The organism is Pedobacter sp. AC402 (assembly GCF_979252805.1).
In genome coordinates, this window is record NZ_CEEDAI010000015.1 from 272,583 (window position 1) to 286,644 (window position 14,062).

14 protein-coding genes and 1 pseudogene are annotated in these 14,062 nt (G+C 37.4%); 12 read left to right on the plus strand and 3 right to left on the minus strand.

Annotated features, from left to right (window positions below; all coding sequences use genetic code 11):
* Nucleotides 1-4: 4 nt before the first annotated feature.
* From cysC to AC0IWE_RS24840, 12 genes and pseudogenes are all read left to right on the plus strand, one after another.
* Complete coding sequence (gene cysC / locus AC0IWE_RS24785; RefSeq protein WP_471795157.1) at nt 5-574, plus strand: adenylyl-sulfate kinase; 570 nt, start codon at nt 5-7, stop codon at nt 572-574.
* Between the two features lie 197 nt (nt 575-771).
* Nucleotides 772-2,535, plus strand: a complete 1,764-nt coding sequence (locus AC0IWE_RS24790) for a SusC/RagA family TonB-linked outer membrane protein (protein ID WP_471795158.1) — start codon at nt 772-774, stop codon at nt 2,533-2,535.
* The gene (locus AC0IWE_RS24795; protein WP_471795159.1) at nt 2,513-3,868 is read left to right on the plus strand and encodes a SusC/RagA family TonB-linked outer membrane protein; all 1,356 of its coding nucleotides are present in this window, start codon (nt 2,513-2,515) and stop codon (nt 3,866-3,868) included. Before AC0IWE_RS24790 ends, AC0IWE_RS24795 begins: the two co-directional genes overlap by 23 nt.
* 38 nt (nt 3,869-3,906) lie before the next feature.
* On the plus strand, nt 3,907-5,436 hold the full coding sequence (locus AC0IWE_RS24800; protein ID WP_471795160.1) for a RagB/SusD family nutrient uptake outer membrane protein: 1,530 nt from the start codon (nt 3,907-3,909) through the stop codon (nt 5,434-5,436).
* A 100-nt stretch (nt 5,437-5,536) separates the two neighbouring features.
* Nucleotides 5,537-6,937, plus strand: coding sequence for an aryl-sulfate sulfotransferase (locus tag AC0IWE_RS24805; protein ID WP_471795161.1), 1,401 nt, complete (start codon nt 5,537-5,539; stop codon nt 6,935-6,937).
* 4 nt (nt 6,938-6,941) lie between these two features.
* Nucleotides 6,942-7,400: a hypothetical protein gene (locus AC0IWE_RS24810; RefSeq protein ID WP_471795162.1), complete on the plus strand. Its 459-nt coding sequence runs from the start codon at nt 6,942-6,944 to the stop codon at nt 7,398-7,400.
* A gap of 711 nt (nt 7,401-8,111) precedes the next feature.
* Complete coding sequence (gene rpsL / locus AC0IWE_RS24815) at nt 8,112-8,525, plus strand: 30S ribosomal protein S12 (RefSeq protein ID WP_029278631.1); 414 nt, start codon at nt 8,112-8,114, stop codon at nt 8,523-8,525.
* 17 nt (nt 8,526-8,542) lie between these two features.
* A complete protein-coding gene (gene rpsG, locus AC0IWE_RS24820) occupies nt 8,543-9,010 on the plus strand; it encodes a 30S ribosomal protein S7 (protein ID WP_055910127.1) in 468 nt (155 codons plus the stop codon).
* A 131-nt stretch (nt 9,011-9,141) separates the two neighbouring features.
* Nucleotides 9,142-11,257, plus strand: a pseudogene (gene fusA / locus AC0IWE_RS24825) (elongation factor G).
* 131 nt (nt 11,258-11,388) lie between these two features.
* Nucleotides 11,389-11,694, plus strand: a complete 306-nt coding sequence (gene rpsJ / locus AC0IWE_RS24830) for a 30S ribosomal protein S10 (protein ID WP_008244591.1) — start codon at nt 11,389-11,391, stop codon at nt 11,692-11,694.
* Nucleotides 11,695-11,790: 96 nt separating this feature from the next.
* Complete coding sequence (locus AC0IWE_RS24835) at nt 11,791-12,036, plus strand: hypothetical protein (protein ID WP_055910120.1); 246 nt, start codon at nt 11,791-11,793, stop codon at nt 12,034-12,036.
* 81 nt (nt 12,037-12,117) lie between these two features.
* Nucleotides 12,118-12,435, plus strand: a complete 318-nt coding sequence (locus AC0IWE_RS24840; RefSeq protein ID WP_471795163.1) for a hypothetical protein — start codon at nt 12,118-12,120, stop codon at nt 12,433-12,435.
* A gap of 232 nt (nt 12,436-12,667) precedes the next feature.
* Here the strand turns inward: AC0IWE_RS24840 and AC0IWE_RS24845 are convergent, their stop codons facing one another.
* From AC0IWE_RS24845 to AC0IWE_RS24855, 3 genes are all read right to left on the minus strand, one after another.
* Nucleotides 12,668-12,862, minus strand: a complete 195-nt coding sequence (locus AC0IWE_RS24845) for a hypothetical protein (protein ID WP_055910115.1) — start codon at nt 12,860-12,862, stop codon at nt 12,668-12,670.
* 11 nt (nt 12,863-12,873) lie between these two features.
* Nucleotides 12,874-13,236, minus strand: coding sequence for a hypothetical protein (locus tag AC0IWE_RS24850; protein WP_471795164.1), 363 nt, complete (start codon nt 13,234-13,236; stop codon nt 12,874-12,876).
* Between the two features lie 109 nt (nt 13,237-13,345).
* Nucleotides 13,346-13,993: a hypothetical protein gene (locus AC0IWE_RS24855; RefSeq protein ID WP_055910110.1), complete on the minus strand. Its 648-nt coding sequence runs from the start codon at nt 13,991-13,993 to the stop codon at nt 13,346-13,348.
* Between the last annotated feature and the right edge of the window lie 69 nt (nt 13,994-14,062).

The window sequence follows — 14,062 nt, forward strand, 5'->3', positions numbered from 1 at the left end:
ATATATGCCTGTTGAACTGATGTCTGAAAATAATATTCCAGCGCAAAATGGAATGGTGATCTGGTTATTTGGACTATCAGGATCTGGTAAAACGACCATTTCAACTTTATTGAAAGAAAAACTCGAAAGCGAAGGCTTTTTTGTTACCACATTGGATGGTGACGTACTTCGTGAAGGGATAAATAAAGATTTAGGTTTTAGCGAATCAGATCGGGCCGAAAATATCAGGCGCGCCGCAGAAATAGCCAAAATAATGATGTTGAACAATATTATTACGATTTGTTCATTTATCACTCCACTAGCACAGCACAGGGCATTAGCAGCCAATATTATTGGCGAAAAGTATTATGAGGTGTTTTTAGATTGTCCCCTTACAGTTTGCAAAGAGAGAGATGTAAAAGGTTTGTATAAAGATGCAGATCTTAAGCTGATCCCTAATTTTACAGGTGTAAGTGCCAGGTTTGAGCCCTCTGTAAATGCCAATCTCGTGATTAAAACCAATACAGAAAGTCCATTTCAAAGTATGAACAGGTTATTTATGGAAGTTATTCCACAAATTAATCCCAATTCCTGATCGCTTTCCATAGCAATTGCCTTTTTAATCATTCCCCATTCAATTTTGATCTTTGTTTTAAGTGCTGTTGAGGTGCTTAGTCAATCGATTGCGCAGTGTTTTTGCATTTAAATAAGTGCTTTAATCCCTAATATTATAAAAGCAAGAAAGAATAGCCCTCGCTTTTTTGTGAGCAGTCAACTATCAAACAAAACACTATGACCAAAATCTACGAACAAACCACGGAGAATTATAGGAAAAATGTTCCTATACCTGAACGCTCTTTTTTAACGACTCTTTTTAAATCTATTTATTTTTCTTTAATTCTTTTGCTCCCGCTGGCGGTTAGTGCGCAAACGGTGGTAACCGGTACGGTGAAAGATGAAAAAGGACTGCCGGCTGTTGGAACTTCGGTAACAGAAACAGATGTAAAAAACGGAACCTCGGTTGATGGCAACGGTAAATTTACCCTTACATTGAAAGGAAAATTAAAGGTTTTATCTTTCGCATTGGTTGGTTACAAAACACAAAAGGTTACTATTGGGGCTTCCAATGTGGTAAATGTAAATCTCGAAGAAGATTTAAATAAGCTGAACGAAGTTGTGGTTGTAGGCTATGGAACACAGCGTAAAACAGATTTAACAGGTTCCATCAGTTCAATAAAAAGCGATGACCTGAATCTTGGTGGTACAACCTCTAACATCGGTCAGGCAATACAAGGTAAGGCTGCAGGTGTGCAGGTGCAGCAAACCAGTTTTGCACCAGGCGCAGGCATGTCTATAACGGTAAGGGGTGGTAATTCCATCAATACAACCAACAGCCCGCTGTATGTTATCGATGGGTTTATATCCGATAATGGAAGTACGGTAAACCCGAACGATATTGAAGATATTCAGATTTTAAAAGATGCATCATCTGCAGCAATTTATGGTGCAAGGGGAGGCAATGGTGTTGTTTTAATTACAACAAAAAAAGGCAAGGCCGGTAGGGTAGCTATCGATTTGGATTTATCAAATGGTAACCAGTTTTTAACTTATAAGCCATCACTATTAAATGGGCAGCAATACACAGCTATTCAAAATGCAACAGCCATTGAAGATAGTAAGCCTGCACCTTTCCCATCATCTTTTGCCATTGCAAATACCAACTGGTTGGATGAAGCAACGCAAACAGCTTCTGTACATAACAGAAGTTTGAGTATCAGCAGCGGCGACCAGAATTCTAAAATTTATGTTTCTGGAAATTACCTTAATCAAAAGGGTGTTTTGCAGGGTACCGGGTTAGAAAAATATACAGCCAGAATAGGTGCGGAAAAAACACTTAATGAACGTTTAAAGTTAGGCGCTAATTTTTATGGATCAAGTGCCAAAGTATTGCAACAGTCTTATTCTGCTGATATTACTGCACCATTGTTCGGCTTATTAACCGGGCTTCCTAATATTCCGGTTTACAACCCTGATGGAAGTTATTACCGTTATCAAGGTAAAGATAATCCACTTGCAAGTTTATTGGAGCCCACAAATACGAGTAACAATAAATTGGTAAACGGAAATATTTCTCTAGATTATCAAATCATTAAAGGCTTAACTTATCATTTAGGGGCAGGTGCTGAGTATACCAACCTTAATGAGGGGCAATATATACCTAGAACTTTGAGTGCAGGCGCAAAAAACGGAGGCTTGGCCGCTCAAAAGAGTTCAACTACATTTAGGTGGTTGGTAGAAAATTATTTAACCTATAAATATAAAACTGGAGATCATGACTTTACTTTCTTAGCCGGAGTATCCAGCCAGAAAGATGTTAATGATTATTTAGCTGCGGGTAGTAAAGGTTTCCCTACAGATGCATATTTATTTTATAACCTTGGTGCAGGTTCAACCCCAAATGGTTCTGGAGTTACCATTAGCAATTTGGGCAACGGTTACAATAGCTTTAAAGAGGCAATTTACCTTCAATTCAATGTACGGCAGGGTAAATTATAACTATAAAGATAAATTACTTACATCATTTACATTAAGAAGGGATGGTTCTTCGAAATTCGGGCCCAATTACAGCTATGGATATTTCCCTTCTGGCGCTGTTGCCTATAAATTTACCGATGAGGAATTTATCAAAAACCTAAATACTTTTTCGAACTTAAAACTACGTGCAAGTTACGGCGTAACAGGTAACGACCGGGTTCCTAATTACTTGTATTTGGCAACTTTTACCAATTATAGCACTGTATTAGATCCAGGCAGTCCGCTGCAGATTGGTACTGAGCCTAAAACCCTGCCAAACCCTGATTTAAAGTGGGAAAGTACTACCCAATATAACTTCGGTATCGATATGGGTTTTCTGAATGGCCGTGTAAATGCAACAATTGATCTTTATGCAAAGAAAACAACCAATTTGTTAATTAATATTCCATTAGAACAATATTGGGGTTTCAACTCTATCACTGTAAATGCTGGTTCTATCCAAAACCGTGGTATCGAATTTCTATTGAATACGGTAAATGTTCGTAATGATAACTTTACCTGGAACACCAATTTTAATATTTCACTTAACCGTCAAAAAGTATTGTCGTTAGGTCCTGTTAATCAAATTTCTGTTAATACGGCAAATCCGAGTGGTACAGTATCAGGTCGCGAATTTTCAAGAGTAGTCCCTGGTCGTGAACTTGGTGAACTTTTTGGATACATTTATGCTGGTGTAATTAAAACAGGAGAAACATATGCTCCACAGCCAGGTTCTAAAGCGGGCGATCCGAAATATCAGGATGTTAATGGCGACGGTAAAATTACACCCGATGATATGACCTTTTTGGGTAACTCTACACCACGTTTTACAATGGGTTTTGGTAATGATTTCCATTATAAAGGTTTCGACTTAAATATCTTCTTCCAAAGCTCTTTCGGTTATTCGTTGTATAATATGAACAGATTGGTGTTGGAATCTACAACGAGCACAGATGCATTGAACAGGTTTGTTGCAGGTACCAATGAAAATACAGATATTCCACGTGAAGGGTATTTCTTAACTACCTATGGCAGTTATGTTAATTCGCGTTTTGTGGAGGATGCATCCTATTTAAGATTGAAATCAGTTTCTTTAGGCTACAATGTACCTACCAAATGGTTAGATCATATCAAAGTAATTAAAGGTTTCAGGGTATACGCAGAAGCCCAGAATTTGTTTACGATCACCAACTACAGTGGAACCGATCCTGAAGTTAACTCACATTCAGGAAGTAATTTTGGAGGAGGGATAGATTTTAATGCCTTCCCTGCATTCAGAACATTTTCTGCAGGTTTAAAATTGACGATCAACTAGTGTTACTTTCCAATTTTAGGATTAATAAAGATAAAAAGATGAAAAGATATAAGATTATTTTGGCGATTACTGCAGTTGTACTTTTGCAGTTTTCTTGCAAAAAGGATTTGGAACCAGTAGTATATAGTAGCTTAACCTTAGGCAATGCTTTTAAAACAAAATCCGACGCTATTGCTGCGGTAAATGCCGTTTATGCCCGTTTAAAAGGCCCCTCTGTTGGCGATAATTTTGATTATTGGACAGTTAGGCATTTTGCTTTGACTGATTTAACCACAGATGTTGGACATTGCAGCTATGGAGGAGATCCTGGTCAGTTATCAAATGTACAATGGAACTCAGCAAATGGCTTGATTGCTGAAGATTGGCGACAAATTTATAAGCTTATTGCAAATGCAAATAATGCGATTTATAACCTCTCTAACATGAGTGCAATTACTCCAGAAGAGAAAAGCCAATTCCTTTCTGAGATGAAATTTTTAAGGGCCGTAGCTTATATGGATTTAACCGATGCCTGGGGCCCGGTAGTTTTAGCAACTGAAAAAGATGTGGAAGAGGCGAGTAAATCACCTAACTATTTTGCCAACAAACAATTAACTCCACTTGATCAGATTGAAACATTTTTAATTAATGATCTTCAAGCAGCAGCTACAACTTTACCTTTAAATTATGTGAATAATTCCATATATTCTAGCAACGATGTTGGCCGTGCAACAAAAGGTGCCGCACTTAGCCTATTGGCTAAATTGTACCTGCGCCAGCACCAATGGCAAAAAGTTGTTGATGTAACCAAACAAGTAATGGATTTAAAGGTATACTCGCTTTTTTCAACTTATGAGGGGCTTTTTGCAGAAAAAAATCAATGGTGTTCAGAGAATATTTTCTCTGTTTTGAGCGATGCAAATGTTAATGGAACAGAATTGCTAAATCACTTTGGCCCACAACAACATCCTGTTTTAACAGACAGGTGGCAATATTACGCTGTAACCTGGGATTTTTACAACAGTTTTGATGATGCTGATGATCGTAAAAAACTATTCTTTCCTGAGTATCTGGGCGTGGATAAATTGGTACACAAGCAAGCTCCTACCTTAGGTGCTACTCCTCCGGCAGGTACTTTTTATATGCAAGATGTGGCCACAGCGAAATATGCTGATCCAAATGGAGCAAATACCTATTACGATGGGCATAGTGTAAATATACTCCGTTATGCAGATATATTATTAAGTAGGGCAGAAGCGATAAATGAATTAAGTGGTCCTAATGCCGAATGTATCGATCTGATTAACCAGGTAAAAGGACGATCACATGCCAAGCTTTTGGTAGCTGCAAACTACAACCAAACCACTCTGAAAGATGCCCTTTTACAAGAACGCGGTTGGGAATTGTTTTACGAAGGAAAAAGGAGAGCAGATTTAATGAGGTTTGGCAAGTATGAGGCCGTGGTAAACGGTTACTTAAAGCGTACTAATCAAACGCCTACAGTAGTTATGCCACGCGATCAGTTTTTTCCATATCCATTAAACCAGGTGAATATAAATCCGAATTTAAATAATTCTGGCAGACAATAATTTCTTACTTTTAATTATAGATAAAAAGAATATGTAGTTTTTGCTGCATATTCTTTTTTATTTAAAAACGGCTATCCCTAAATTTTAATATTTCCATTATATGAGGTGTTTATTTAAACTTGTTGTTTTACTTGCCGTGCTTACGTTTTACGGCTGTAACCAGGGAGAGGGCATTAAAGAGATTAAGCTAGGCTTACACAATAACAATGTGCTAAAAATACAGGTTGATGTGGTTGCCAATGCTGCTGTTGATGCCTATATCGAATACTGGCCAGATAAAGTTCCCGATGCACAGAAAGAAAGTACAGCACTGTCTAAAAATAAAAGTAACCACCAGTTTGTGCTGTGCAACATCATGCCAAAAACCAGCTATGCTTACCAGGTTATCACCATAAAAAATGGAACCAAAAAAGTAAGCAAAACCTACAACTTTGTTTCTAATGAATTGCCCGAGTGGCTTAAAGATCAATTTAAAGCAAAGAGTGCTGATGATAAGTTAATACCAAAAGATTTAAAAAGCGGATTAATCCTGGTTAACAAAAGGTATGCTCCCGGCATGGCTTACCTGGTTGATTATAAAGGAAGGTTGCGGTGGTACCATATGGTAGATAATGTTGGTTTTAAGGTAATTAATTTTACAAAAGATAAAACCCTGCTGTCGATTTTAGGCGGTAATGATGAGCCAACAAGTTATGGTAGTCAGATCTTGGAAATTAATTTGGAGGGCGATACCGTTCTCATGTTAAAAAAAGGCCAGGGTGATTTTAAACAGACCATTCACCACGAAATTTTAAAAAACCAAAAAGGGCAGTTGGTTACCCTATTTGTTGATCAGAAAATTTCCGATTTGAGCAGTATTGGTGGTAAGAAACAAGATACCATTAACGGTGATGGTATTTTGGTAATGGATAAAAAAGGAAAACAGATCTGGAAATGGAGTGTGTTTGATAGCCTTGATCCCTTTAGCGATAAAGCACTGCTTAAAACGAAAAAAGACTGGATGCACGCCAATAGTTTAAACTATGATAAAGATGGAAATTATATTATTTCCTTTTATAATAATGGCCAAATCTGGAAAATTGATGCTAAAACCGGTAAAGTGATCTGGAAATTTGGCAAAGGTGGTAACATTAAAATGCCAGCCAATACGGGTTTCTCCCAGGCCCACGCAGTACACATCAATGCTGAAGGCAACTTAATGTTCTTTGATAATGGAATTGAAAAACATCAATCAGGTGCTTATGCCTTTAAAATAAATGAGCAAACCAAAAGTGCAGGCTTAGATATGCATATTCAACTGCCTCCGCAAATATATAACGACCGGATGGGCAGCGCGTATCTGATTAACAGAGAAAACATTTTATGTTGCAGCTCAAAAAGGCATATTGTAGTCCTTACCAATAGAAATGGTGTTTTGTTGTGGACGTTAGAGGCTTCAGTGCCATCATATAGAGGAATATTTGTAACTTCGAATCAATTAAGTCCGTATTTAAAGCCGTAACCTGATGAAAAAAGCTATATTCCTTATTTCTGCAATAGTAATAAGCCTAACTTTTTCTGCATGCAAAAAAGGAAAAGTTAAAAACCTGAACAGTATTGGTTATGGCTCATCTTTTGGGATGTGTGCTGGCTATTGCTCCAATAACCTGCTTATTAGCGATTTAAAACTCACCTTATCAAAATCAAAAAACGGACAGCCTTCTGATACCAAAATCTGTAGCAAAACAATTTCTGAAGCAGATATTAATGCCATTAAAAACGATTTAAATATGGATAAGATCGCAGCATTGCCAGAAGTGATCGGTTGCCCTGATTGTGCAGATGGCGGAGCAGAATGGATCTCCATCAATGCGGATGGCAAACAATATAAAATTACTTTCGAATATGGTAAGGCGCCAAAAGAACTCGAAGCTGCGGTTGAGCGATTTAAGGTACTAAAGGAGGGATTTAAGGATTGTAATTAATTTTAACAATCGAACATAAAAGATTGGAGTGTTAACAAGAAAGATTTCCGCAAGCCCCTGAAATTTCCCTTAATTCAGCTCTCAAAGCCGATTTTTAGTGTACTGTTCTTGCAAGCTAAACCCGATATACGTGGAAAGCGAGTTTTTCAGGAGCTTGGAACATTAGCGGGGCGGAACCTCACATAGGTATTACTGAGTTTGCTTTCCAAAAAAATAATCACATTTATTTAAGTTGATGAAATAAATTCAGCATGACGAGTATATGAAAAGTTTCATCTGCAATTCATTTCGCAATAACGATTTTTAGTGTACTGTTCTTGCAAGCTAAACCCGATATTCGTGGAAAGCGAGTTTTTCAGGAGCTTGGAACATTAGCGGGGCCGAACCTCACCTAAGTATTGCTGAGGTTGCTTTCCAAAAAAATAATCACATTTATTTAAGTTGCTGAAATAAATTCAGCACGACGCTAGTATAAGAAAGGTTTCATCTGAAATTTGGAAACCCTTTAGTTCTCAATATCGACATAAGAATGGGAGAACCACAACTCCTTAACCATCAACTAGAAAATAATAGCTGCCAACTGAAAACTTTTTACGCTAACCCCTTGATTTTTAAAAAGAATTGTTCTACTTTTGCAGTCCGTTTTATGGGCTATCTGTAAGGATGCCGGGGGAGCGGTAAATTTTTTAATAAAAAACATAAAAAAGCACAATGCCAACCATTCAACAATTAGTTAGAAAAGGTAGAGTAGCACTGGAGTTCAAGAGTAAGTCTCCAGCGTTGGACAGCTGTCCACAGCGAAGAGGTGTATGTACACGTGTGTACACCACTACCCCTAAAAAACCAAACTCAGCAATGCGTAAAGTAGCCCGTGTTCGTTTAACGAACGGTAAAGAGGTTAATGCATACATTCCTGGAGAAGGTCACAACTTACAGGAACACTCAATCGTATTGATCCGTGGTGGTCGTGTTAAAGATTTACCAGGTGTACGTTACCACATCATCCGTGGTGCATTAGATACATCAGGTGTAGCTGGTCGTAACCAACGTCGTTCTAAATATGGTACTAAACGTCCTAAACCAGGACAGGTAGTTGCGGCACCAACAAAAGGTAAAAAGAAATAATCGGGAGGAAATAAGAAATGAGAAAGTCAAAACCAAAAAAGAGAATTATTCTTCCTGATCCAAAATTTAACGATGTTCAGGTAACTCGTTTTGTAAACAATATGATGTACGATGGAAAAAAATCTATCGCATATGCTATTTTTTACGATGCTGTTGAAATTGCTGAGAAAAAAGCAGGTGAAAATGGTTTAGAGATATTTAAACGTGCTTTAACTAACATTATGCCAGCTGTAGAGGTTAAATCTCGTCGTGTTGGTGGTGCTAACTTCCAGGTTCCAACTGAGGTTAGACCAGAGCGTAAAACAGCTTTAGGTATGAAATGGTTAATTTTATACGCTCGTAAACGTGGCGAAAAAACCATGAAAGAGAAATTAGCTGGTGAAATCGTAGCTGCTGCTAAAGGTGAAGGTGCTGCTGTTAAGAAAAAAGAAGATACGCATAAAATGGCTGAGGCTAACAAAGCGTTCTCTCACTTCAGATTCTAATTATTAGGATTAACAGATTAGTAAGATTACACAGATTTAATTAGAAGATTATACTGATTAGATAAATTACACCGATTTGTTTTAACATAATCGGTGTAATTATTTAAAATCAGATAAATCAAAAACATAACATGGCAAGAGATTTAAAATTTACAAGAAATATTGGAATCGCGGCTCACATTGATGCAGGTAAAACTACAACAACAGAGCGTATTCTTTATTATGCTGGTGTAAGTCATAAAATTGGTGAAGTGCACGAAGGTGCTGCAACAATGGACTGGATGGCACAAGAGCAAGAGCGTGGTATCACGATCACTTCTGCTGCAACTACTGTTGAGTGGAAATACAGAGGTCAGGCTTACCATATGAACATTATCGATACACCAGGACACGTGGATTTTACCGTAGAGGTAAACCGTTCGTTACGTGTATTAGATGGTTTAGTGTTCTTGTTTTCTGCAGTTGATGGTGTTGAGCCTCAATCAGAAACCAACTGGCGTTTAGCTAACAACTATAATGTTGCCCGTATCGGTTTCGTTAACAAAATGGACCGTTCTGGAGCAGACTTTTTAAAAGTTGTTAAACAAGTTAAAGATATGTTAGGTAGTAATGCAGTTCCATTGCAATTGCCTATCGGTTCTGAAGATGCATTTAAAGGTGTGGTTGATTTGATCAACAACCGTGGTATCGTTTGGAATGAGCACGATAAAGGGATGACCTTTACTGAAGTGCCTATCCCTGAAGATATGATAGATGAGGTTGCTGAGTGGAGAGAGAAATTATTGGAATCAGTTGCTGATTACGATGAATCTTTAATGGAGAAATTCTTTGAAGATCCAAATTCAATCACTGAGCGCGAAATCTTAGATGCATTACGTGCAGCTGTTTTAGATGCTAAAATCGTTCCTATGGTTTGTGGTTCATCTTTCAAAAACAAAGGTGTTCAAACCATGTTGGATTATGTGATGGAATTATTGCCTTCACCTCTTGATTCAGAAGGTGTTGTTGGTACTAACCCTGATACTGGTGCTGAAGTTTTATTAAAACCAAGCATTAAAGAGCCGTTTGCAGCTTTAGCATTTAAAATTGCCACTGACCCATTTGTAGGCCGTTTATGTTTCATCCGTGTTTACTCAGGTAACTTTAGATGCTGGTTCTTACGTTTACAATACCCGTTCAGAAAGTAAAGAGCGTATTTCTCGTATCTTCCAAATGCACGCTAACAAGCAAAACCCTGTGCCTAATGTGGCTGCTGGTGATATTGCTGCGGTAGTTGGATTTAAAGATATCAAAACTGGTGATACACTGTGTGATGAGAAAAACCCAATCATTCTTGAATCAATGAACTTCCCTGAGCCAGTTATCGGTTTAGCTATTGAACCTAAAACTCAGGCAGACGTTGATAAATTAGGTATGGGCTTATCGAAATTGGCTGAAGAAGATCCTACATTCAGAGTTCAAACTGATCAGGAAACTGGTCAAACTGTAATCTCTGGTATGGGTGAGTTACACTTGGATATTTTAATTGACCGTTTAAAACGTGAGTTTAAAGTAGAAGTTAACCAAGGTGCGCCACAAGTAGCTTACAAAGAAGCAATTTTTGGTACTACTCAACACCGCGAAACATACAAGAAACAATCTGGTGGTCGTGGTAAATTTGCTGATATCCAGGTTATTATTTCGCCAATCGATGCTGATTTCGAAAAAGGTGGTTTACAATTCGTAAACGAAATTACAGGTGGTTCAATTCCACGTGAATTTATCCCTTCAGTAGAAAAAGGATTTGCTGCTGCGATGTCTAACGGTGTATTGGCTGGTTACCCACTTCCTGATATGAAAGTACGTTTGATTGATGGTTCATTCCACGCAGTCGATTCAGATGCTTTATCATTTGAGCTTGCAGCTAAAATGGCATATCGTGAAGCTTTACCTAAATGTAAACCTACATTGATGGAGCCAATCATGAAAATCGAAATCTTAACCCCTGAAGAAAACATGGGTGATGTTATCGGTGATATGAACCGTCGTCGTGGTCAATTACTAGGTATGGATACCCGTAACGGATCTCAGGTAATTAAAGCAACCGTGCCACTTTCTGAAATGTTTGGTTATGTAACTCAGTTACGTACAATCACTTCAGGCCGTGCAACTTCAACAATGGAATTCGACCACTATGAAGCTGCGCCTAAAAACGTACAGGATGAAGTAATTGCTAAATCAAAAGGCAGAATTAAATCTGAAGACTAATAATGTGATGTGAATAGCGTTTTGCGTTTAGCGATGATCTGTCGCCCTACGCAAAGCGCTTAACGCAAAACTTAAAATAAATCCGGCTTCTGTTGTTAATAGCTCTAACAGGAAGCCATAATTAAAATAAGATGAGCCAAAGAATCAGAATTAAATTAAAATCTTACGATTACAACTTAGTAGATAAATCTGCTGAGAAAATCGTAAAAACTGTTAAACCTACGGGTGCAGTTGTAAGTGGACCGATTCCACTTCCTACAGAGAAGAAAATCTTTACTGTTTTACGTTCTCCACACGTTAACAAAAAAGCTAGAGAGCAGTTCCAATTATGCGCTTACAAACGTTTATTGGATATTTATAGCTCTAACTCTAAAACAGTTGATGCTTTAATGAAACTTGAATTACCTAGCGGTGTTGAAGTTGAAATCAAAGTTTAATTGATTTAAAAAAGAATTAAAAGTCCCGATGCAAATCGGGACTTTTTTTATGCCCAAAAATTCGAAACAAAAATCAGGCTGATCGGTTTTATTAATATGGAAAAGGATGATAATCAGCAAGAAGAGTTGCCAATTGAAGGTCAGGATTTTGCAGATCCTCAGGAAGGATCAGTACAAAAACCTTCGTCGCATGGGGAAGTTGCCAACCAGAAAGGCAGTGATTTTTCTGAACTTGAAGAAAGCAGAATGGAAAAACCACCTAAACACAGGTATGAAAATGGATCAAGTAAAGATGACCTGGACAGTGATACTAAAATAGATCAAAGTAAAGGTGTTAAATAGGCACGCTGAATGATTTTAGTATAAACTTTTTAGTATCGTCAATTGTTCTTAAAAATAGAAGCATCTTAAATAGCAACGACTATGGAAATGAATGATAATAATAATAAAGATGTAAATCCTCAGATAGGCGGTAGCCATGATGATGATATTGAGTGGGATAATGGCGAGGCTACCTACGGACACAAACGTGCTGATTTTAAACGTAAAGATCAACCAGATGATGCGCACCTCGCAAAAACTGAAACTGTTCGTAAACACAACATCAATAAGGAATTGAATAATGCCAATTTGAGTCAAAATGAAGATATTGGCAATAGAAATAAAGAAAAAGACAGGGGAATAAGCGGAAGGATTTATAGTCGTTTAAAAAGGGAATATTCATGTAGAATAATCCCTTAATAATAATTTTGCATTTTCCGGCAGATGGAATTAATAGGATTCTACAACTGAAATGCGTTAATCAAGTGGCGAATGCCCTTAAATCGTTTAGTCTCTGATTTTTGTTAATCTTTGTCGCGAATCCTACAGCGGGCGCAAATTTCAAGAACTTAAAATCAAATTGCAATTCTGAATTCTATAATTCGATTGACAAATGTCAATTTCGTTTGTCTTTCCGGATTTCCTGATCTTGTCAGTACAATTCACTTGTTTGTGAATAATCTCTTTTAATCTGATCCCCGTAACTTTTAACCCGATCTACATATTTAGGGGCCTGATCTTTCAGGTCATCTAACAATGATTTACCGTCTACAGCTCTTTTTTTCGTAGCATATTTAAAACCATAAACAGCTGCTGCGCCTAAAATGGCATATTTTAATAATCCCATAAGTTTATATATTATATTCCTGTATTTAAAGCGTGGTCTTCATCTGTTTCATCAATATCTGATTTACTTTTAAAATCATCTGATGAACTTCCCGTATGGCTTTCGGCACTTTCTAAGGTTGGGTGTTTATCCGGGCTGTTATAAGCATCATCGCTAAGCGAATCTTTTCCTTGAGTGCCCGAATTATCCATCCCGTCTTTAGCCAATGGATTACCTTCAATCAGTTCACTAGGTTCCTTGCCATAAGCGGTTACAATATTGGTATCATTACCTTTTTCATAAGCTTTCTGTACATCAGATTTTTCTGATTGTTTATCATCAGCGCCTACATAACCTTCAATATGTTCTTCCTTATTATAAATGCTCGTTTTCATAAGATCATCTGTTTGGTTATAAAACAGACTAAGGCCTAAATAGTTTGTTTATTATGAAGGAGCAATATGGGAGTAACAAAAAAGGCAGATATTTCTATCTGCCTTCGGGTTAACTTTTGTAAGGAAAATTCCTTGATATCTTCCTCATCATCCTTTCTACCATATCATCGGTAGAACTCATGATGGTATCATCCATCGTTTTAAAGAAACGCCATAACAGCTCGCCGTCTGATCCATTGTTAATGGTTAAAAACATTGTTCCCGTTCCTGATTTGCCACCAAAACCCCCAAATAAAACAGCAGATGCAATTGCACCAGCTTCAGATTTTGTTTGTTCAGTTTCGAAACGACCACCAATTACAGCGTCAACACCAAGTATTTTGGCCAGTTCATCTTTAGTGGTTTCATCTAATTTACCCAATACACCAGCTTTTTTCAATAAGATATTGGTTTTATCAACATCCTGAAAAGTTACCGTGTAATCAGAAGCTTTTCTTAACAAAAAGGTGTACATGCTGGCTTGTATCGATTTAGCCATTGATTCTTCCTGATTTTTGTTGGCATCAGGATTGAAATTTTTTGGTTGTTTCCTGTAGGAGATTTTTACTTCAAAAGGTAAAATGGCTACAATTTTCTGTGTTTTGATCGTTTCCTTTAATTTCGGACTTTCAAAAATTTGCTTCGAGCCTTCAAATTGTGCTTTGGTCAAAACCGTAAAGCAGCACAAGATAGCCAGCGTTAAAAAGATTTTCTTCATTATTTGTTTGTTTGATTTTGTAGCGAATATAGTGATATCTTTTAATAATGGTAATATGAATTTTACCTG